This window comes from Burkholderia sp. Bmkn7 (assembly GCF_041103175.1).
In the GTDB taxonomy this organism is placed as follows: Bacteria; Pseudomonadota; Gammaproteobacteria; order Burkholderiales; family Burkholderiaceae; genus Burkholderia; species Burkholderia cepacia.
The window spans coordinates 3011322-3030401 of the sequence record NZ_JBGCUH010000003.1 but is presented as its reverse complement, the minus strand read 5'-3'; the positions used below and the strand labels follow the sequence as shown (position 1 = coordinate 3030401).

At 67.5% G+C, this 19080-nt stretch carries 17 protein-coding genes; 8 read left to right on the top strand and 9 right to left on the bottom strand.

Annotated features, from left to right (window positions below; translation table 11 throughout):
- Positions 1 to 129 precede the first annotated feature (129 nt).
- Positions 130 to 2388, top strand: coding sequence for a glycoside hydrolase family 3 C-terminal domain-containing protein (locus AB3K92_RS35670; protein WP_369466736.1), 2259 nt, complete (start codon positions 130 to 132; stop codon positions 2386 to 2388).
- A gap of 105 nt (positions 2389 to 2493) precedes the next feature.
- Here AB3K92_RS35670 and AB3K92_RS35665 read toward each other — a convergent pair whose 3' ends face one another.
- A complete protein-coding gene (locus AB3K92_RS35665; RefSeq protein WP_369466735.1) occupies positions 2494 to 3672 on the bottom strand; it encodes a GNAT family N-acetyltransferase in 1179 nt (392 codons plus the stop codon).
- Positions 3673 to 3783: 111 nt separating this feature from the next.
- Here AB3K92_RS35665 and AB3K92_RS35660 point away from each other — a divergent pair, with 111 nt between their 5' ends.
- Both AB3K92_RS35660 and AB3K92_RS35655 read left to right on the top strand, forming a co-directional pair.
- Positions 3784 to 5499, top strand: coding sequence for an NAD+ synthase (locus tag AB3K92_RS35660; RefSeq protein ID WP_059590429.1), 1716 nt, complete (start codon positions 3784 to 3786; stop codon positions 5497 to 5499).
- Between the two features lie 83 nt (positions 5500 to 5582).
- Positions 5583 to 5921 carry a P-II family nitrogen regulator gene (locus tag AB3K92_RS35655; RefSeq protein ID WP_006398637.1) on the top strand — a complete coding sequence of 113 codons (339 nt, stop codon included), beginning with the start codon at positions 5583 to 5585 and terminating at the stop codon, positions 5919 to 5921.
- Positions 5922 to 6058: 137 nt separating this feature from the next.
- Here AB3K92_RS35655 and AB3K92_RS35650 read toward each other — a convergent pair whose 3' ends face one another.
- Together AB3K92_RS35650 and AB3K92_RS35645 are read right to left on the bottom strand one after the other, a co-directional pair.
- A complete protein-coding gene (locus AB3K92_RS35650; protein WP_021158488.1) occupies positions 6059 to 7138 on the bottom strand; it encodes a porin in 1080 nt (359 codons plus the stop codon).
- Positions 7139 to 7701: 563 nt separating this feature from the next.
- Complete coding sequence (locus AB3K92_RS35645; protein ID WP_059676490.1) at positions 7702 to 8628, bottom strand: LysR family transcriptional regulator; 927 nt, start codon at positions 8626 to 8628, stop codon at positions 7702 to 7704.
- Between the two features lie 133 nt (positions 8629 to 8761).
- On the opposite strand from AB3K92_RS35645, the gene AB3K92_RS35640 reads away from it, so the two are divergent.
- On the top strand, positions 8762 to 9259 hold the full coding sequence (locus AB3K92_RS35640; protein ID WP_021158490.1) for a GNAT family N-acetyltransferase: 498 nt from the start codon (positions 8762 to 8764) through the stop codon (positions 9257 to 9259).
- A 76-nt stretch (positions 9260 to 9335) separates the two neighbouring features.
- Here AB3K92_RS35640 and AB3K92_RS35635 read toward each other — a convergent pair whose 3' ends face one another.
- The 4 genes from AB3K92_RS35635 to AB3K92_RS35620 all read right to left on the bottom strand — a co-directional run bounded on the left by AB3K92_RS35635 (position 9336) and on the right by AB3K92_RS35620 (position 12557).
- Entirely contained in the window at positions 9336 to 10115 is a 780-nt protein-coding gene (locus AB3K92_RS35635) for an ABC transporter ATP-binding protein (RefSeq protein WP_369466734.1), read from the bottom strand.
- Between the two features lie 18 nt (positions 10116 to 10133).
- On the bottom strand, positions 10134 to 10847 hold the full coding sequence (locus tag AB3K92_RS35630; RefSeq protein ID WP_042974080.1) for an ABC transporter permease: 714 nt from the start codon (positions 10845 to 10847) through the stop codon (positions 10134 to 10136).
- Entirely contained in the window at positions 10844 to 11533 is a 690-nt protein-coding gene (locus tag AB3K92_RS35625) for an ABC transporter permease (RefSeq protein WP_021158491.1), read from the bottom strand. The genes AB3K92_RS35630 and AB3K92_RS35625 overlap by 4 nt, the downstream gene beginning before the upstream one ends.
- A 241-nt stretch (positions 11534 to 11774) precedes the next feature.
- Positions 11775 to 12557 carry an ABC transporter substrate-binding protein gene (locus AB3K92_RS35620; RefSeq protein ID WP_021158492.1) on the bottom strand — a complete coding sequence of 261 codons (783 nt, stop codon included), beginning with the start codon at positions 12555 to 12557 and terminating at the stop codon, positions 11775 to 11777.
- A gap of 369 nt (positions 12558 to 12926) precedes the next feature.
- Between AB3K92_RS35620 and AB3K92_RS35615 the strand changes: the two genes are divergently transcribed.
- The gene (locus tag AB3K92_RS35615) at positions 12927 to 13622 is read left to right on the top strand and encodes a pirin family protein (RefSeq protein ID WP_059486222.1); all 696 of its coding nucleotides are present in this window, start codon (positions 12927 to 12929) and stop codon (positions 13620 to 13622) included.
- Between the two features lie 73 nt (positions 13623 to 13695).
- On the opposite strand, the gene AB3K92_RS35610 is transcribed toward AB3K92_RS35615, so the two are convergent.
- Positions 13696 to 14247 carry a periplasmic heavy metal sensor gene (locus AB3K92_RS35610; protein ID WP_059590419.1) on the bottom strand — a complete coding sequence of 184 codons (552 nt, stop codon included), beginning with the start codon at positions 14245 to 14247 and terminating at the stop codon, positions 13696 to 13698.
- Positions 14248 to 14471: 224 nt separating this feature from the next.
- Between AB3K92_RS35610 and AB3K92_RS35605 the strand changes: the two genes are divergently transcribed.
- A complete protein-coding gene (locus AB3K92_RS35605) occupies positions 14472 to 15197 on the top strand; it encodes a response regulator (RefSeq protein ID WP_021158495.1) in 726 nt (241 codons plus the stop codon).
- On the top strand, positions 15181 to 16497 hold the full coding sequence (locus tag AB3K92_RS35600; protein ID WP_021158496.1) for an ATP-binding protein: 1317 nt from the start codon (positions 15181 to 15183) through the stop codon (positions 16495 to 16497). The genes AB3K92_RS35605 and AB3K92_RS35600 overlap by 17 nt, the downstream gene beginning before the upstream one ends.
- Before the next feature lie 42 nt (positions 16498 to 16539).
- Here AB3K92_RS35600 and AB3K92_RS35595 read toward each other — a convergent pair whose 3' ends face one another.
- Positions 16540 to 16806 (bottom strand): hypothetical protein, encoded by a 267-nt coding sequence (locus tag AB3K92_RS35595; RefSeq protein ID WP_027786765.1) that lies wholly within the window; start codon positions 16804 to 16806, stop codon positions 16540 to 16542.
- Between the two features lie 510 nt (positions 16807 to 17316).
- On the opposite strand from AB3K92_RS35595, the gene AB3K92_RS35590 reads away from it, so the two are divergent.
- Positions 17317 to 19074 (top strand): ABC transporter permease subunit, encoded by a 1758-nt coding sequence (locus AB3K92_RS35590; protein ID WP_059496622.1) that lies wholly within the window; start codon positions 17317 to 17319, stop codon positions 19072 to 19074.
- Positions 19075 to 19080: the final 6 nt, after the last annotated feature.

Below are 19080 nucleotides of genomic sequence, written 5' to 3'. Positions count from 1 at the left end.
CGTTCGGGTTTGTCCCCGCTGCGAGAGGTCAACGCATGCTCCTGCCGGTCAAGCGTGGTGACCGGTCGATTTTTAGACTCGGACGCTGGAGTGTGGCGACAAGTACAACAGATCGATTCAGGAGGATCAATGAAAACTTCGCTGTTCCGGTGTTCGACGATTGCGTCCGCGTGCGCGCTCACGGTGCTGCTCGCGTCGTGCGGCGGCGACGACATCCACGCGGGTCCGGCCGCGCCGGCCGACCCCGATGCCGCGGCCGACCAGCGCGCGGCCGCGCTCGTCGCGCAACTGACGACCGACGAAAAGCTGCAGCTCGTGCATGGCACCGGCATGCCGGCGCTCAGCCTGGGCGGCCCGTTTCCGGCCGACGCGCTGAACGGCGCGAGCTACATCCCGGGCGTGCCGCGGCTCGGCATTCCGGCGGTCAGCAGTGCCGATTCGGCGGGCGGCGTGAACGTGAAGAACGCGCGCGTGACCGCGCTGCCCGCGCCGGTCGCGCTCGCGGCGACGTGGGACCCGGCGCTCGCCGGCACCTACGGCACGCGCATCGCGCTCGAACTGCGCGCGCTCGGTTTCGCGGAAGGGCTCGGCGGCGGCGTGAACCTCGCGCGCGAGCCGCGCAACGGCCGCACGTTCGAATACATGGGCGAGGATCCAGTGCTCGCGGGCACGCTGAGCGCCGCGCGCACGCAGGCGACGCAGGCGCAGAAGGTGATCGCGACGATCAAGCATTTCGCGTTCAACGACCAGGAAACCAACCGGATGACGATCGATTCGGTCGTCGACGAGCGAACCATGCGCGAGGCCGAACTGCTCGCGTTCGAGATCGGCGTGAAGGACGGCCAGCCGGGCAACGTGATGTGCTCGTACAACAAGCTGAACGGCGTGTATGCGTGCGAGAACCCGTATCTGCTGACCACGGTGCTGAAGAACGAATGGGGCTTCAAGGGCGTCGTGCAGTCCGACTGGGGCGCGACGCATTCGACGGTCGCGGCCGTGCAGGCGGGGCTCGACGAGGAGGAGCCGGGCGCGGCGGACGACAACAACGCGCCGCTCGGCTCGTTCTTCAACACGAAGCTGCGGGCGGCGCTGCAGGCCGGCAGCGTGTCGGCCGCGCGGCTGAACGACATGGTGCAGCGCAAGCTGCGCACGCTGATCCGCATCGGCGTGATGGACGCACCGCCGAAGCCGGGCGGCGCGATCGACGAAGCGGCCGGCAACGCCGATGCGCTCGCGATCGCGCGGCAATCCGCGGTGCTGCTGAAGAACGCGGCCGCGCCCGGCGATGCGCAGCCCGTGCTGCCGCTGGCGGCCGGCGCGCTGAAGTCGGTCGTCGTGATCGGCGGGCATGCGGACGCGGGCGTGCTGTCGGGCGGCGGCTCTGGCGCGGTGCCGGCGATCGACGGCAATGCGGTGACGACCTGCCAGCAACCCGCCGACACGCTGTTCGGCGGCTGTGCGACGTGGTACAAGTCCGCGCCGCTCGCGGCGATTCGCGCGAAGGCGCCGAACGCGGCGGTCAGCTACCTCGACGGAACCGACGCGAATGCCGCGGCGAGCGCGGCCGCGCAGGCCGATGTCGCGATCGTGTTCGCAACGCAGTGGCAGACGGAAGGGCTCGACCTCGCGAGCCTGTCGCTGCCCGATGCGAAGGCCGATCCGTACAACCAGCAATACGACCAGAACGCGCTGATTGCGGCGGTCGCGGCGAAGGCGAAGCGCGTGATCGTCGTGCTCGAGAACGGCAGCCCCGTGCTGATGCCGTGGCTCGCGAACGTGCATGGCGTGCTCGAAGCGTGGTATCCCGGCGCGCAGGGCGGCCAGGCGATCGCCGATCTGCTGTTTGGCGATGCGAACCCGTCGGGCCGGCTGCCGCTGACGTTCCCGAAGCAGGAGGCCGACCTGCCGCAGCCGGCGATCGATCCGTCGCGCACGCAGACCGTTTACGCGGAAGGGCTCGCGTACGGCTATCGCTGGTTCGACGCGAAGGCGATCGAGCCGCTGTTCCCGTTCGGCTACGGGCTGTCGTACACGACGTATGCGTTGTCGGCGCTGTCCGCGCGGGCCGATGCGGCAGGCAACGTGACGGTCGGCGTGACGGTGACGAACACCGGCGCGCGGGCCGGTGCGCAGACGGTGCAGATCTACGCGGCACTGCCCGCGTCGCTCGGCGAACCGCCGAAGCGCCTCGTCGGCTGGACCAAGGTCGCGCTGCAGCCGGGCGAGGCGCGTGCCGTCAGCGTTGCGGTGCCGGCGCAGCGCTTCGCGGTGTGGGACGCGAATGCGCATGCGTGGCGGATCGCCGCGGGCAGCTACGGGCTGTCGGCGGCGGCTTCGTCGCGTGACCCGCAGGCGCAGTCGACGACGGTGACGCTCGCCGCGCACTGAGCCGGGCGGCCACGCGGCACGCGGCGAGGCCGGTCGTGGTCTCGTCGCGTGCCGGCACGTACTGCCACGTTCCGGCGGCTTCCGGCGCGTTCCGGCGCGCAGCCGTTACACGCCGCCGCGCCGGAACGGATCGTGTTCGCGCAATTCGTCGACGTACGCGTGGATGTGCTCGGTCTCGCGTTCGAGAAAGCGCGCGACGGCGTCCGAGAATGCCGGGTGCGCGAGCCAGTGCGCGGAGTGCGTGACGGTCGGCAGGAAGCCGCGCGCGAGCTTGTGTTCGCCCTGCGCGCCGCCTTCGAACGTGTCGAGCCCGGCCTCGATGCAGAACTCGAGCAGCTGGTAGTAGGCCGTTTCGAAATGCAGGCACGGCACGTGCTCGACCGCGCCCCAGTAGCGGCCGTACAGCGTGCCGCCGCTGTGCTCGCCGCGCCGGTACACGGCGAGCGCGCTCGCGATCGGTTTCCCGTCGGCTTCCGCGATCACGAGCAGCAGGTTCTCGGGCATCGTCGCGCCGATCGTACGGAAGAAGTCGAGGTTCAGGTACGGGCTCGAATAGTGCTCGCGGTACGTTTGCCAATAGCAGCGCGAGAAGAAGCGCCAGTCGGCGTCGGTGATCCGGTCGCCGGTCAGCCGCCGGAACGTCACGCCCGCTTCGTGCACCTTGCGCCGCTCCGCGCGGATGTTCTTGCGCTTCTTCTGCTCGAGCGTGCCGAGGAAATCGTCGAAGTGGCGGTAGCCGTCGTTGATCCAGTGGAACTGCACGCCTTCGCGCAGCATCATGCCCATCGATTCGAGGAGCGCTGCTTCGTCGCCGGTCGGGAACAGCACGTGCAGCGACGACACGTCGCTCTGCTCGGCGAATGCGAGCAGCGTGGCCGCGAGACGGCGGCGCGCATCGTCGTCGGCCGCGAGCAGGCGCGTGCCCTGCACGGGCGTGAACGGCACCGCGCATAGCAGCTTCGGGTAGTAGGGCAGGTCGTTGCGCTGGTACGCGTCGGCCCAGGCCCAGTCGAACACGTATTCGCCGTACGAATGCTGCTTCGCGTAGACGGGCGCGGCGGCCGCGAGGCGCCCGGTGCGCTCGTCGGTCAGCGTGACGAAATGCGGCGACCAGCCGGTGTCGTCGACCGCGCAGCGCGCGACGTGCAGCGCGTCGAGGAATTCGTGGCGCAGGAAGGGCGTCGGCTGCGCGTCGTGGGCGAGCAGCGCGTTCCATTCGTCGGCCGGCACCTCCGCGGGGGACGACAGGATGCCCGTGCGATAATCGATGCGTTCGTGTTTCAAGCGTGAATCCGTACCATTCTGTGTCGCCGGATGCGAGGGCCTGCGCGGGCCCGCACCGGGACGATTTCGTCAGCCGTTCAGGGCGCGCCGCCGGGCTGCGCCGATCCCGCCATGAAGACCCGACTCGCTCTCGCCCAGATCAACGTCACCGTTGGCGATTTCGCCGGCAACGTCGCGCGGATCGTCGCGGCCGCGCGCGCCGCGCACAACGATGGTGCGCAGCTGATGATCGCACCCGAACTTGCGCTGTCCGGCTATCCGCCGGAAGACCTGCTGCTGCGGCCGGCGTTCTACGCGGCGGCAGCGGCCGCGCTCGACGCGCTCGCCGGCGCCTTGAAGGCGTTCGACGGGCTCGCGGTGCTGGTCGGCCATCCGTTGCGCGGCGCGGGCGCGCCGGGCGGCGATCCGCATGCGCCAGCCGTCGATGGTAATGCAAACCGCCCGATCGAGCGCGGCGTGCCGCCCACCGATACCTACAACGCGGTATCGCTGATCGTCGGCGGCGAGATCGTCGGCACCTACCGCAAGCAGGACCTCCCCAACACCGAGGTGTTCGACGAGAAGCGCTACTTCGCGACCGACACCGAGCCGCTCGTGTTCGAGCTGAACGGCGTGAAGTACGGCGTGATCATCTGCGAGGATGCGTGGCATGCATCGGCCGCGCAGATCGCCAAGGCGGCCGGCGCGCAGGTGCTGCTGATCCCGAACGGCTCACCGTACCACATGAACAAGGAAGCGGTGCGCGTCGACATCCTGCGCGCGCGGATTCGCGAAACCGGGCTGCCGATGGTGTACGTGAACCTCGTCGGCGGCCAGGACGAACTCGTATTCGACGGCGGTTCGTTCGTGCTCGACGCGCAGGGCGCGCTCGTCGCGAGGATGCCGCAGTTCGACGAAGGGCACGCGATCGTCGAATTCGACGGCGCGCGGCCGCTGCCCGGCGCGATCGCGCCCGAGCTGTCGACCGACGCGCAGGTGTACCGCGCGCTCGTGACCGGTGTGCGCGACTACATCGGCAAGAACGGCTTTCCGGGCGTGCTGATCGGGTTGTCGGGCGGTGTCGATTCGGCGCTGGTGCTCGCGGTCGCATGCGATGCGCTCGGGCCCGGGCGCGTGCGGGCGGTGATGATGCCGTCGCGCTTCACGGCCGACATCTCGACCACCGACGCGGCGGAGATGGCGCGGCGCGTCGGCGTGCGCTACGACGAGATCGCGATCGCGCCGATGTTCGATGCATTCCGCGCGGCGCTCGCGGGCGAGTTCGCGGGCCGCGCGGAGGACGCGACGGAAGAGAACATCCAGGCGCGTATCCGCGGCACGCTGCTGATGGCGCTGTCGAACAAGTTCGGCTCGATCGTGCTGACGACCGGCAACAAGAGCGAGATGGCGGTCGGCTACTGCACGCTGTACGGCGACATGGCCGGCGGCTTCGCGGTGATCAAGGACATCGCGAAGACGCTCGTGTATCGGCTCTGCCGTTACCGCAACGAAACGGCCGACTATGCACTGCGCGACGTGATCCCCGAGCGGATCCTCACGCGTGCGCCGTCGGCCGAGCTGCGTGAGAACCAGACCGACCAGGACAGCCTGCCGCCTTACGACGTACTCGACGCGATCATGCGGATGTACATGGAAGAAGATCGGCCGCTCGCCGAGATCGTCGCGGCCGGTTATGCGCAGGCGGACGTCGAACGCGTGACGCGGCTCATCAAGATCAACGAATACAAGCGCCGCCAGGCGCCGATCGGCATTCGCGTCACGCATCGCGCATTCGGGCGCGACTGGCGCTACCCGATCACGTCACGTTTTACCGAACGCCTCGACTGAGCCGTGCTGGGCCGCATGCGGCTCGCAGGCTTACAATCGGGGTCGCGATTTTTCATCCAAACGAGCATTGGGGGACAACCACCATGAAACGCATCACTGCCATCATCAAGCCGTTCAAGCTGGACGAAGTCCGCGAAGCGCTCGCCGAAGTGGGTCTCACGGGCCTGACCGTGACGGAAGTGAAGGGCTTCGGCCGCCAGAAGGGGCATACCGAGCTGTATCGCGGCGCGGAATACGTCGTCGACTTCCTGCCGAAGATGAAGATCGAGGTCGTCGTCGCGGAAGCGCAGGTCGACCAGGTGATCGACGCGGTGATCGGCGCGGCGCGCACCGGCAAGATCGGCGACGGCAAGATCTTCGTGTCGGATGTCGAGCGCGTGATCCGCATCCGCACCGGCGAAGAGAACGAAGCGGCCGTCTGAGCGCCGTATTCGTCAGCGGGCCGTTTCAGGCCCCGCCAAGAAAAAACGGTGCGGATACCCGTTGGGGTACCGCACCGATACGCGCCTCTCGCAGCAGCGTGGAAAGTGTTGTCGAATCGTTGTTTGACGGCGCCTGATCAGAACAGGTGCTGGATGCCGGCGTAGACGCCGGTCTGGCTGCCGCCCGGATTCGGGTTGCCCGTCGACACGGCCGTACCGGCGCCGTTCGCGTTCAGGCCGAAGTTGGCGTTCTTGCTGTTGCGCACCGTCGCGACCTGCAGGTCGAACAGCGTGCGTTTCGAGATGTTGTACGAGCCGCCGACGGTGTAGATGTTCGCGTTGCCGCCGCCGTGGTTCGCGTTCACGTGATACACGGCCGCGATCAGCGCCGCTGCCGGCGTTGCCTGCCACGTCACGCCGCCCCAGACCTGCTGGGTGCCCGTCACGCCGGCGTTCACCGCCGGGCCGCCGCTGCCGTCCGCGCGCGAGGCCTGGTAAGCGGCCTGAACCTTGAACTGGCCGAGGAACACGTTCACGCCCGCGAAGTATTCACGCGAGTAGTTGAACACGTCCGAGAAGCGGCCGTTGCTGTCGCGCGTTTCGTCGTAGATGCCGCGCAACTGGAACAGCGAATTCGTATAGGTGACCTGTGCGCCGGCTGCACGGCCCGGTTGGCCGGCCGTCGTGTTGCCGTTGAAGCTGGTCGAGTTCGAGAACGAGAACTGGCCGTAGAAGTCGAGGCCGTAGAACTGCGGCGACTGGTACGACACGTTGTTGCTCGTCTTGTTCCAGTTACGGCCGCGCACCAGCGAGGCAGTCGACCAGGCCGACTGGCCGAACGGGTCGAAGTCCCACACGCCGTTGGCGATCGCGAGTTCACGACCCAGCAGCAGCGTACCGTAACGGTCGTTCGAGATACCGACGGTCGCGAAACGATCCCAGATCGAGCCGCTGAAGCCGCCCGTCATCGTGTTGAACGCGCCTTCGAGGTGGAACAGGATCTTGTTGCCGCCGCCGATGTCTTCGGTGCCCTTCAAGCCCCACAGGCTGGTGCCCCAGTCGCCGCTTTCCGCGCGCACCTGGTGGCCGTTTTGCAGGCCGTTCAGGTACTCGAGGCCGGCATCCAGGCGACCATACAGCGTGACGCTGCTCTGCGCGTGCGCCGTCACCACCCCAGCAGCCATCAGCGCGGCCGCGACCAAAGCTTTCTTCATCATCTCCTCCATACCCTGTCAAAAAGTCAACCCAGACTGCACGAGATGCCCGGAGCGCGAGCGCCGGGCAAAAGCGGGATAACCAGGGAGACCTCGTGCAGGGCCGGTAAGCGCAGCACGCGGGCAAGCGGACGGAAAACCGTTGAGCGGTCCCGCGCAGCCGGGTCGGCCTGCGGGGTCTCCTTGTAGTGTCGTGAAGCTAAACTACATTTCACGAACTTCGTTTTGCTACTTTGGTTACTAATTTAGCAAAAATACAATTTTGTGGCGATGGAAATCGTTGTTTGACTAACACCTGTCGCCAAATTGCCATGCAACACGGTGGGCAACAGGTGCGCCGAGGGTTTGCAATTAACGGAAAACCCTTGTGCCACAAGGGAGACACGGCTTTCGCAAACATGGATCAAGGATTGCCACTATTGACGTTGCAGGGGGCGCGGGCGTATGCGCCAGACAGGAGAAATTGGTAAGTATTTCGTAATGAATGGGCGGCCACCGGACGTCGCCGGCCCGTGCCCGTCGCGCTGGCACGGCGACGCGCGACGCGGTGCGCCGGCGCGCTCCGGTCAGGCAGGCTCCGGCCTCGCTTCGAGCAACTGCGTGCGAATCCAGCGATGCGCATCGGTGCGCGCGTGCTTCGCGTGCGAGTAGACCTTCACGGTGTAGCGCGGGATCTCGAACGGCGCCGGAAAGATGCGGATCGGCGCCGCGTGCCGGAGCGCCTGCGCGGCGCGGTTCGGCACGGTCATCAGCAGCGCGGATTCCGCAATCACGAACGGTGCGGCCAGTACGGTCGGCAACTGCACGGCGACTTGCCGCGCGAGGCCGAGCCGGTCGAGCACGTGGTCGACGACGCCGCGCGACTCGTTCCACGGCGTGACGACCACGTGGCGTGCCGCCAGGTACTGGTCGAGCGTGAGCCGCCGGCGGATGTCCGGATGCGCGGCGCTCGCGATGACGACGTAGTCGTCGGAGAACCAGTCGAAGTCCTCGATGCCCGGCGCGTCGGCCGCCGATTCCTCGTGGTAGCCGAGCGCGAAATCGATGCGGCCGGCCGCGAGTTCGTCGACGGAAATCTTCCGGTCGGAATGCACGATGCGGATCCGCAACCGCGGCGCGACATGCTGGATGCGCGCGAGAAACGCCGGCAGCACGGCGAAGGCCGTGTAGTCGGTCGCCGCGAACACGAACGTGCGGTCGCTTTGCGCGGGATCGAAGCGGCGCGCGCGGGCAAGCCCCTTCGACATCGCGTCGAGCGCGTCGCCGGCCCAGGTGGCGATGTCGTCGGCGCGCACGGTCGGCTGCATCTCGTTGCCGAGGCGCACGAACAGGGCATCGCCGATCGCGTCGCGCAGCCGCGCGAGCGCGTGGCTCAGCGCGGACGGGCTCAATGCGAGCTCGTGCGCGGCCGCGGCGACGGACCGGTGGCGGTACAGCGCGTCGAACACGAGCAGCAGGTTCAGGTCGAGACGGCGCAGATCGGGATGCATCATGTTCAGGTCAGGATGAAAAACCTGCACTTCCTGCAGGCGCTGCGTGAACGTAGTATGACGATCTGATTGGCGCCAGCGCGGCTGCGCGGCGCCGCTTTCCGTTTCAAGTCCGGGCCGGAGGAGGGCTCATCCCGTGCAAATCGACATTCGTTCCGCCACCGTCGCCGACGTGCCGCAGATCCTGCGTTTCATTACCGAACTGGCCGTCTACGAGAAGGCGGAGCATGAAGTGGTCGCGACGCCCGCGTCGCTCGAGCGCAGCCTGTTCGGCGACGGATCGCCGGCGCGCGCGCTGATCTGCGAGGTCGACGGCGAGCCGGCCGGCTTCGCCGTGTATTTCTTCTCGTATTCGACGTGGCTCGCCCGGCAGGGGCTGTATCTCGAAGACCTGTACGTGTCGCCGCGTTTTCGCGGCGCGGGCGCCGGGCTGCGGCTGCTGAAGGCGCTCGCGCGGATCGCGGTCGAGTCGGGTTGCGGGCGTTTCGAGTGGAGCGTGCTCGACTGGAACGAGCCGGCGATCCGCTTCTACGAGAGCGTCGGCGCGGCGCCGCAGAGCGAATGGGTGCGTTACCGGCTCGCGGGCGACGAGCTGCGCGCGTTCGCCGACAGCGCGCCGGTGAGCGCCGCATGAACGCCACATAGACGCCACGTAAACGCAAAACGGGCGCCGCGAGGCGCCCGTTCGAACGTCGTGCGTTTCGTGCGCGTTACTTGAGGCTGCCGGACAGGAACCCGCGCAGGCGTTCGCTCTTCGGGTTGGCAAACACCTCGGACGGCACGCCTTCTTCCTCGACGCGGCCCTGGTGCAGGAATATCACGTGGTTCGACACGTTGCGCGCGAAGCCCATCTCGTGCGTGACGACGATCATCGTGCGGCCTTCCTCGGCGAGCTTCTGCATCACCTTCAGCACTTCACCCACCAGTTCCGGGTCGAGCGCCGACGTCGGTTCGTCGAACAGCATCACGTCCGGATGCATCGCCAGCGCGCGCGCAATCGCGACACGCTGCTGCTGGCCGCCCGACAGGTGCGACGGATACTGCTTCTCGACGCGCGGCGCGAGGCCGACTTTCTCGAGATACGCGCGCGCACGCTCCTCGGCTTCCTTCTTCGGGATGCCGAGCACGTTCACGGGCGCTTCCATCACGTTCTCGATCACGTTCATGTGCGACCAGAGATTGAAGTGCTGGAACACCATCGACAGCTTGGTGCGCACGCGCTGCAGCTGCTTCGTATCGGCCGCGCGCAGCGCGCCCGACTTGTCGAGCGCGGTGCGCACTTCCTCGCCGTCGACGAAGATGCGGCCCGCATTCGGCTGCTCGAGGAAGTTGATGCAGCGGAGCATCGTGCTCTTGCCGGAGCCGGACGAGCCGATCACGCTGATCACGTCGCCCGAGTTCGCCTTCAGGGACACGCCCTTGAGCACCTCGTTGTCGCCGTACCGCTTGTGCAGATCGTCGACGAAAAGCTTCTGAGTCTGGGAATTCATCAATAGTCCTGCGAAAACTTACTTGCCTTGCGGGCGCAGATACGCGAGCCAGCGACGCTCGGCCTGGCGGAACAGCCACACGAGCGTGAACGAGATCGCGAGGTAGAGCAGGGCGGCGATGCCGAACGCGTGGAACGACATGTAGGTCGCCGAGTTCACGTCGCGGGCGATCTTCAGGATGTCCGGCACGGTCGCGGTGAAGGCGACGGTGGTCGCGTGCAGCATCAGGATCACTTCGTTGCTGTACAGCGGCAGCGCGCGACGCAGTGCCGACGGCAGGATCACGCGGCGATACATCGTGAACGTGGACATCCCGTAGGCACGCGCGGCTTCGATCTCGCCGTACGACGTCGCCTTGATCGCACCTGCGAAGATCTCGGTGGTGTACGCGCAGGTGTTCAGCGTGAACGCGAGCAGCGTGCAGTGCATCCCGTCGCGGAAGAACGCGTCGAGCATCGGCGTGCCGCGCACGGCCTGCAGGCTGTAGAGGCCCGTGTAGCAGAGCAGCAGCTGCACGTAGAGCGGCGTGCCGCGGAACACGTACGTGTAGAGCCACACGGCGCCCGACAGCCACTTCTTCTTCGACACGCGCGCGACCGCGAGCGGCACCGACAGGCAGAAGCCGAGGCCGATCGACACGACCAGCAGCCACAGCGTGATCGCGACGCCGGTGATGCGGTAGCCGTCGGTGTAGAGGTAGTTGCGCCAGTATTCTTGGATGAGGTCGATCATAGGTCAGCCTTGCGGACGCCGGTCGAGTAGCGCTTTTCGAGCCACATCAGCACGAAGTTCGAGATCGTCGTGATCGCGAGGTAGACGGCACCCGCGATCAGCGTGAAGAAGAAGAACCGCAGCGTGCCCTTGCCGGCGTCCTGCGACGCCTTCACGACATCGGCCAGGCCGATGATCGACACGAGCGCGGTCGACTTCACGAGCACCTGCCAGTTGTTGCCGATGCCGGGCAGCGCGAAGCGCATCATTTGCGGGAACATGATCCGCGTGAACACCTGCCAGTTGGTCATCCCGTACGCGCTGCCGGCCTCGAGCTGGCCGCGCGGCACCGACAGGAACGCCCCGCGGAAGGTCTCGGTGAAGTACGCGCCGTAGATGAAGCCGAGCACGAGCACGCCGGCGAGGAACGGGTCGATGTCGATCTGGTCCCAGCCGAGCGCGTCGGTCGCCATGTTCAGCCAGATCTGCAGGCTGTAGAACAGCAGCAGCATCAGCACGAGGTCGGGCACGCCGCGGATCAGCGTGGTGTAGACGGTGCCGACGCCGTTCGTGAAGCGGTTGCGCGACAGCTTCGCGCCCGCGCCGAGCAGCCCCAGCAGAAACGACAGCGCGAGCGAAAGCACCGCCAGTTTGACGGTTTGCCAGGTGCCAGCGAGGATCAGCGGGCCGTAACCTTGTAGAAACATATGTGGTCCCTGGGGTGGTCCCTAGTGTGGTCCCGTAGGGCGCACGCGGTGCGCCGCGAAAGACGCGCCCGCCAAGCTGCGCGGAACGCCTCGTGCGTATCATGACCGTCCGCCCCGGCATCGGTGCCGGGCCAGCCCGTCGCGCGAGCGGCGGGCGACGGGGCGGGCGGCGCGTGGTCGACTGCCTGTACTGCCCGGACACGGGGCCGCCCCCGCATCCGTTGCCTCTTCTTTTCGACGCTCAGCGGGCCGAAGCCGAATAGACGCTGAACGCGAAATACTTGTGCGACAGCCGGTCGTACGTGCCGTCCTTGTGCATGTCGGCCAGTGCCTTGTTGATCTTGAGCTTCAGGTCCGTATCTTCCTTGCGCAGGCCGATCGCGGTGCCGTCGCCGATCGTCTTCGGATCCTTCACTTCCGGCCCGGCGAACGCGAAACCCTTGCCGCGCGGCGTGCGCAGGAAGCCGTAGTCGGCTTGCAGCTCGTCCTGCAGCGTCGCGTCGAGGCGGCCCGAGCCGAGATCGGCATAGACCTGGTCCTGGTTCTGGTAAGGAATGATCGTCACGCCCTGCGGCTCCCAGTACGCCTTCGCGTAGGTTTCCTGCGTCGAGCCCTGCTCGACGCCCACGCGCTTGCCCTTCAGCGATGCGATCGTCGGCAGCAGCGGCGAACCGGCCTTCGCGATCATCCGCGCCGGCGCGTCGTATACCTTGTCGGAGAAGTCGATCTGTTCGCGGCGCTTGTCCGTGACGGTCAGCGACGACACGATGACGTCGTACTTCTTCGCCTTCAGCGCCGGGATGATCCCGTCGAGATCCTGCGCCACCCACACGCATTTCACGTTGATCCGCTTGCAGATTTCCTTGGTGAGATCGACGTCGAACCCGACGATCTCGCCGCTCGGCGCGGTCGACTCGAACGGCGGGTAGCTGGCGTCGACGCCGATCCGCACGGTCTTCCACTCCTTCGCGAAGGCGCTGCCCGCCACGAGGGCGAGGGCGGCGCACAGGGCGGCCTTCTTCATTTCGATCCTTCTGTTGCTGACTTTCCGGGGGCGCTCGCGGCCGGTCGAACCGGGCGCCGCGGCGTATTCTAGACGGCCAAAATTCGCCGATCGGCGTTCTGGCGATGGCGGCCGCCGGAACGGCGAACGCCAAAAGGGCGGTATTTTACCCGAACGCGATACCCGGAAACCGGCAATCCGGGCCGACCGATCGATTCCTCGAGGCATTGATCCGGCTGTTGCGATAATCGTCGCATTCTCAGCGGGCATTGGGTCAATTGCATCCGCGGATGCAACGATGCAGTGCGCGAGCGGTGGATTGTGGCGCGATTGGCACACTCATACAGTGTCGGCATACCAGAACAACGCCTCTCACGGAGTGTCCGCCCCATGTTCCAGATCCGCCGCGCCGCCGATCGCGACCAGCGCAGCCATGGCTGGCACGAATTCCTTCACAGCTTTCCTTGCGCGTCCGGCCGGGGCGGGCCGCCGGTCTTCGGCGCGTTGCGCGAACTGAACGAGGAGTGCATCGCGCCGACCCGCGGCTACGGGATGCGGCCGTACCGGGACGCGGAAATCGTCACCTACGTGCTCGACGGCGCGCTCGCGCACCGCGACAGCCTCGGCAACGGGGCAATCGTGCGTGCGGGCGGCGTGCAGCGCATGAGTGCCGGCACCGGCGTCATGCTCAGCGAAGCCAACGCGTCGTGCGACCAGCCGTTGCGCCTGCTGCGGATCTGGCTCGCGCCGGCCGGGGCGGCCGGCCGGCCCGGCTACGCGCAGACGCGCTTTGCCGACGACGACAAGCGCGGGCGGCTGCGGCTCGTCGCGGCGCCGGACGGTGGCGGCGGCGCGCTGCCGTTGGATGCGGACGCACGCATCTTTGCGGGACTGATCGACGGCGACGAGGCGGCGGCGTTCGACCTGCGGGCCGGGCGCCGTGCTTATGTGCACGTGGTGCGCGGCGACGTCGCGGTGAACGGCCGCGCGCTGGCCGCGGGTGACGGCGCGCGGATCGGCGGCGTGGACGCGGTGGCGTTCGCACGCGGCCGGGCGGCCGAGGTGCTGCTGTTCGACGTCGCCTGAAACGCAAAAGGGGACGCAGGGCGGTGCCCGCGTCCCCTTCGAGGATGCCGCTCCGTGGAGCGGCCCCGCCGGCTTACTGCGCCGGTGCCGACGCGGCCTTGGCCGCGCGATGCTGCTGCCAGCGCTCCTTCATCTTCTCGTGGCGCTGTTCCATCTTCGCGAACTGCTGCTTGAGCGCCGTGCTGACCGTGGTCTTCTGCTGGTCGTTCAGGCCGTTGTAGAACGCGAGCCACGCGGCGGACGTCTGCTCGCGCAGTTGCGCGTTCTGCTGCTCGGCCTGCTGGCGCGCGGCGTGCATCGCGCTCAGGTCGAGGATCGGCTGGTTCTGCTGCGCCTTGAACTGTTCGCGCATCTGCTCGTGGCTCTTGCGCATCGCGTCATGGTTCTGCTTCATCGTGTTGACGGCGGCCTGCCACTGCTGTTCCTGCGATGCGTTGAGCTTCAGCTGGTCGTGCAGTTTCATGACCACGCCGAACGGGCCGCCGTCGTGCCCGCCGTGCATCTGGTGGGCGCCGGGGCCGCCCGGAGGCGGCATGTCGCCGGGTTGCGCGGCGTGCGCGGTGCCGAATGCGAGAGCGAGCACGGTGGCGGCCGCGATGGCCACGCGGGAAGTCTTCTTATACATTTCAGAAACTCCTTGTATCCAAAGGGTCCGGCGATGCGGTGCCGGGAAAGTCGGGTACCGCATCCGGTAAGACGCAGGTTAGCGATGCAGGCTCCGGCCGGTGTTACGTGGGGCGGCGGCCCGGTTACCGCGCATTACAGTTCCCTTGCGCGGTAACCCGCAGTAACCCTTTCGTCCCTTTGTTTCGTTCTTCGACTCCGCCCTCGCGCGGTAAACTTCGAGCCATGACTACCCAGATCCTCATCGTCGACGACGACCAAGAACTCCGAGACCTGCTGCGCGACTATCTCGTGCGCCAGGGGATGGAAGTGTCCGTGCTGCACGACGCGGCGACGCTCGAGAAACGCCTCGAGCGCGAGCGGCCCGACCTGATCGTGCTGGACCTGATGATGCCGGGCGTCGACGGCCTGACCGCGCTGCGCCAGTTGCGCGCGGCCGGCGACGACATCCCCGTGATCATGCTGACCGCGCGGGCGGACGACGTCGACCGCATCGTCGGGCTCGAGCTCGGCGCGGACGATTACCTCGGCAAGCCGTTCAACCCGCGCGAGCTGCTCGCGCGCGTGCAGGCTGTGCTGCGCCGCCGCCGCGCGACGCCGTCGGCGGCGGCGCCCGAGCAGCGCGAGCCGTTCGGATTCGGCCGCTTCGTGCTCGACTTCCAGGCGCGTACGCTGTCGGTCGACGGCAAGCCGGCCACGCTGTCGAGCAGCGAATTCGCGCTGCTGAAGATCTTCGTGAACCATGCGCTGCGCACGCTCACGCGCGAGCGGCTGCTCGAGCTGCTGCACGGGCCCGAGTACGACGGCACCGACCGCGGCATCGACGTCCAGGTGTGGCGCCTGCGCCGCATTCTCGAAACGGATCCGTCGACGCCGCGCTTCATCCAGACGGTGCGCGGGCGCGGCTACGTGTTCGTGCCCGACGGCGAGGCCCATGCGCAAACCCATTGATTCACTGTTCGGGCGGCTGGCGCTGCTCGTCGTTGGTGTCCTGCTCCTGTCGCACTTCGCGTGGTTTTTCGCGATGCGGCTCGAGCGCAGCCAGATGCAGACGCGCTACGCGGTCGAAGAGGCCGCGTTCCTGGTCGACGCGGTACGCCAGCACGTCGAGCGCACGCCCGACCAGCCGTTGCCGTCGCGTGTGCGGCTCGTGGCGCCGGACAGCGCCGACGTGCCGAACGGCGATCCGTCGAACCTGCCGGCGGCGCTCCGGCGGTTCCGCGACGACGTGAGCGAGCGGATGCCGCCCGGCACGCGCGTCGAGGTTGGCGCACCCGGCCATCCGCCGGTGCTGTGGGTGAAGGAGCCGACCGACCGCAACTGGATCGTGGTGCCGGTGCAGCCGCTGCGGCCGCCGCGCTCGCTCGACCGGATGCTGCTGTGGCTCGGCACGATTTTCTCGGCCGGCGTGATTGCCGCGCTGTTCGCGGCCTGGCAGCTGCAGCAGCCGTTGCGTTCGCTTGCGCGCGCGGTCGCGCGCTTCGGCCGCGGCCAGCCGGTGCCGCCGTTGCGCGAGCGCGGCCCGCGCGAGCTGCGCCAGCTCACGCACGGTTTCAACCAGATGGTGGAGCAGGTGTCGCAGGCCGAAAGCGACCGTGCGGTGATGCTGGCGGGCGTCGCGCACGACCTGCGCACGCCGCTTGCGCGGATGCGGCTGCGGGCGGAAATGATGGACGACGTCCGGCTGCGCGACGGCGTCGTGCGCGACGTCGATTCGATGTCGCACATCGTCGACCAGTTTCTGGTGTTTGCCCACGGCGGGTCCGATCGCAGCGAGCCGGTGCCGGTCGATCAGGCGTGCGAGCGGATCGCACGCAGCTATCGCGCGGTCGCGCCGAACGCGCCGACGGTCCAGACCCGGCTCGACGCCGATCCGGGCTTCCGCCTGCCGACGGCGACGCTCGACCGGATCCTGTCGAACCTGCTGGACAACGCGCATGCGTACGGTGCGCCGCCCGTGCTCGTCGAGACGGCACGCACGCCGGCCGGTTATGTGCTGTCGGTCAGCGACAGCGGCGGCGGGATCGCTCCGCGCGATCTCGCGGCGGCGACACGGCCGTTCGTGCGGCTCGATCCCGCACGCGGCGGGAACGGCCACAGCGGGCTCGGGCTCGCGATCGTCGAGCGGCTCGTACTCAGGCTGGGCGGGGCGTGCGACATCGGCAACCGCCCAGAAGGCGGCCTGCGTGTCGCGATGACGTTCCCGTTCGAGGCCGTGCCGAAGGACGAACCCCACGCACAGGCCGCATGAGCGGCTGCGGCGCCGGCCCGGCCGGGCTGGCGCCGCGTGGCATCATTCGCCGAACAGCGTGCCGAGCGTCTCGGCCGCGTTACTGTCGATGGTGTTGTAGGTCACGCTGGTGGCCTCGAAGATGTAGACGGTCGTATACCGGCCGAGGCGCTCCAGGATTTCTTCCTGCAGCGATTCAGGCACGACGTTCATGTTCAGGTACCATGCCGTCGACGACAGCCGCGTCTGGAACGACCCGTATTCCTGCATCAATTCGTAGAACGCGTCGGCATCCTGATCGCGGCAGACGATCACCAAGTTTCCTGCCATTCCCTTTCCTCCCGCTCGTCGATCGATCCCCAGGGCCTGCGGACACCGGGAACGCGCATGCGTTGCCATCGGTACGGCCGCCACCGACCCTCAGGGGCCAGCCCCGATCATACCCGCTTAGTCGTATCGGGCCGATGACGCCCGACATGGTTTGCGCGTGCGTGCGGCGGGCGGGTTCCCGGCCGGGCCGGATCACGGCATAATTCGGGCCTGCGTGCCGGCCGAAGGAGTGCGGCCGGGCTGCTTGTACCGCGCACCCGTCATTCGCCCGCGCGCCAGGCACGATCCGTGCGCCGCCTGCGCCGTTCCCGGACGGTTGTACCTGAAATACAGGTTGGTGTAGTGTCGTGCCGTCGCGGGCCGGCACGTCCGGCGCGCGGCAGCGCGTGCACGCACGGCGCACCGCGCTCGCGCGCGATCGTCAGTCAATCGAATTACCGCACCCGTGCGCTTTGCCATGAATCAACATCGACTGCCGGCTTCGTTCGGCCTTACCGGGGAGGGCGCCTGATGGACGTCGGATTCTTCAATCCGAACCGGACCGCCAACGCGTCCGCGTGGCGCGTTCTGCCGAACCGGTGGGATTTCATCGCGTTTCCGCTGATCATCTGCCTGATCGCGATGGCGGTCGTCGGTTTCCACGAAACGATGGCGCCGATCGGCACCCTGCAGACGCAGAAGATCTCGCTCGACCCGTCGAACCTGCCCGAATACGCGTTGCGCACCACGCTGCGGATGCTCGCCGCGATGGTCGCGTCGCTCGCGTTCACGCTCGTCTACGGCACGCTCGCGGCCAAGAGCCGCCGTGCCGGCATGGTGCTGATCCCGATCCTCGACATCCTGCAGTCGGTGCCGGTGCTCGGCTTCATCTCGTTCACCGTCACGTTCTTCCTCGCGCTGTTCCCGAGCCGCGTGCTCGGCGCCGAGCTCGCGGCGATCTTCGCGATCTTCACGAGCCAGGCGTGGAACATGACGTTCAGCTTCTACCAGTCGCTGCGCACGGTGCCGCGCGACCTCGACGAAGTGTCTCGAGGCTTCCACCTGACGTCCTGGCAGCGCTTCTGGAAGCTCGAAGTGCCGTTCTCGATGCCCGGCTTGATCTGGAACATGATGATGTCGATGTCGGGCGGCTGGTTCTTCGTCGTCGCGTCGGAGGCGATCACCGTCGGCAACCAGACCATCACGCTGCCGGGCATCGGCGCGTATCTCGCGCAGGCGATCTCGGACAAGAACTTCGGTGCGATCGGCTGGGTGATCCTCACGATGACCGTCGTGATCCTTGCGTACGACCAGTTCCTGTTCCGCCCGCTGATCGCGTGGGCCGACAAGTTCCGGATGGAGAACACCGCGTCGGGCGACGCGCCGCAATCCTGGCTGCTCGACCTCGTCCGCCGCACGCGCCTGATTCATCAGCTGCTCGTGCCGGCCGGCTGGTTCTTCGCGAAGGCCGCGCGGATTCCGCTGCGCCTGCCGCTGTCGGGCGCGATGCGCTTCACGCTGCCGAAAGTCGAGAAGAAGGCGTCGCGCACGGTCGACATCGCATGGGCCGCGCTCGTGCTGCTCGGCACGGCCTATATCGTGTGGCGCGTCGTCAGCTTCGTCGCGACCGGCGTGACGATGGCCGAGGTCGGCCATGTGCTCGTGCTCGGACTCATCACGTTGCTGCGCGTGGTCGTGCTGATCGCGATCGCATCGGTCATCTGGGTGCCGATCGGCGTGTGGATCGGGCTGCGCCCGCGGCTCGCCGAGAAGCTGCAGCCGCTCGCGCAGTTCCTTGCCGCGTTCCCGGCGAACCTGCTGTTCCCGGTGTTCGTGATCGTGATCGCGCGTTTCCACCTGAACGCCGATATCTGGCTGTCGCCGCTGATCGTGCTCGGCACGCAGTGGTATATCCTGTTCAACGTGATCGCCGGTGCGACGTCCTACCCGAACGACTATCGCGAAGCGGCGACGAACTTCCGCATCCGCGGCTGGCAGTGGTGGCGGCAGGCGATCCTGCCCGGCATCTTCCCGTACTACGTGACCGGTGCGATCACCGCATCGGGCGGCGCGTGGAACGCGAGCATCGTGTCGGAAGCCGTGCAGTGGGGCAATACCAGGATCGAGGCGCACGGCCTCGGTGCCTATATCGCACAGACCACCGCCGCCGGCGATTTTCCGAAGATCATCCTGGGCATCGCCGTGATGTCCCTGTTCGTTACCCTGTTCAACCGCCTGCTGTGGCGTCCGCTGTATGCCTTCGCCGAAGCGAAGCTGCGGCTCGACTGAGACCGA

Excerpts from the sequence above, each read along its gene's own strand:
- AB3K92_RS35670 (WP_369466736.1), top strand. The coding sequence starts at position 130 with ATGAAAACTTCGCTGTTCCGGTGTTCGACGATTGCGTCCGCGTGCGCG.
- AB3K92_RS35660 (WP_059590429.1), top strand. The coding sequence starts at position 3,784 with ATGAAGACCCGACTCGCTCTCGCCCAGATCAACGTCACCGTTGGCGAT.
- AB3K92_RS35655 (WP_006398637.1), top strand. The coding sequence starts at position 5,583 with ATGAAACGCATCACTGCCATCATCAAGCCGTTCAAGCTGGACGAAGTC.
- AB3K92_RS35650 (WP_021158488.1), bottom strand. The coding sequence starts at position 7,138 with ATGATGAAGAAAGCTTTGGTCGCGGCCGCGCTGATGGCTGCTGGGGTG.
- AB3K92_RS35645 (WP_059676490.1), bottom strand. The coding sequence starts at position 8,628 with ATGATGCATCCCGATCTGCGCCGTCTCGACCTGAACCTGCTGCTCGTG.
- AB3K92_RS35635 (WP_369466734.1), bottom strand. The coding sequence starts at position 10,115 with ATGAATTCCCAGACTCAGAAGCTTTTCGTCGACGATCTGCACAAGCGG.
- AB3K92_RS35630 (WP_042974080.1), bottom strand. The coding sequence starts at position 10,847 with ATGATCGACCTCATCCAAGAATACTGGCGCAACTACCTCTACACCGAC.
- AB3K92_RS35625 (WP_021158491.1), bottom strand. The coding sequence starts at position 11,533 with ATGTTTCTACAAGGTTACGGCCCGCTGATCCTCGCTGGCACCTGGCAA.
- AB3K92_RS35620 (WP_021158492.1), bottom strand. The coding sequence starts at position 12,557 with ATGAAGAAGGCCGCCCTGTGCGCCGCCCTCGCCCTCGTGGCGGGCAGC.
- AB3K92_RS35615 (WP_059486222.1), top strand. The coding sequence starts at position 12,927 with ATGTTCCAGATCCGCCGCGCCGCCGATCGCGACCAGCGCAGCCATGGC.
- AB3K92_RS35610 (WP_059590419.1), bottom strand. The coding sequence starts at position 14,247 with ATGTATAAGAAGACTTCCCGCGTGGCCATCGCGGCCGCCACCGTGCTC.
- AB3K92_RS35605 (WP_021158495.1), top strand. The coding sequence starts at position 14,472 with ATGACTACCCAGATCCTCATCGTCGACGACGACCAAGAACTCCGAGAC.
- AB3K92_RS35600 (WP_021158496.1), top strand. The coding sequence starts at position 15,181 with ATGCGCAAACCCATTGATTCACTGTTCGGGCGGCTGGCGCTGCTCGTC.
- AB3K92_RS35595 (WP_027786765.1), bottom strand. The coding sequence starts at position 16,806 with ATGGCAGGAAACTTGGTGATCGTCTGCCGCGATCAGGATGCCGACGCG.
- AB3K92_RS35590 (WP_059496622.1), top strand. The coding sequence starts at position 17,317 with ATGGACGTCGGATTCTTCAATCCGAACCGGACCGCCAACGCGTCCGCG.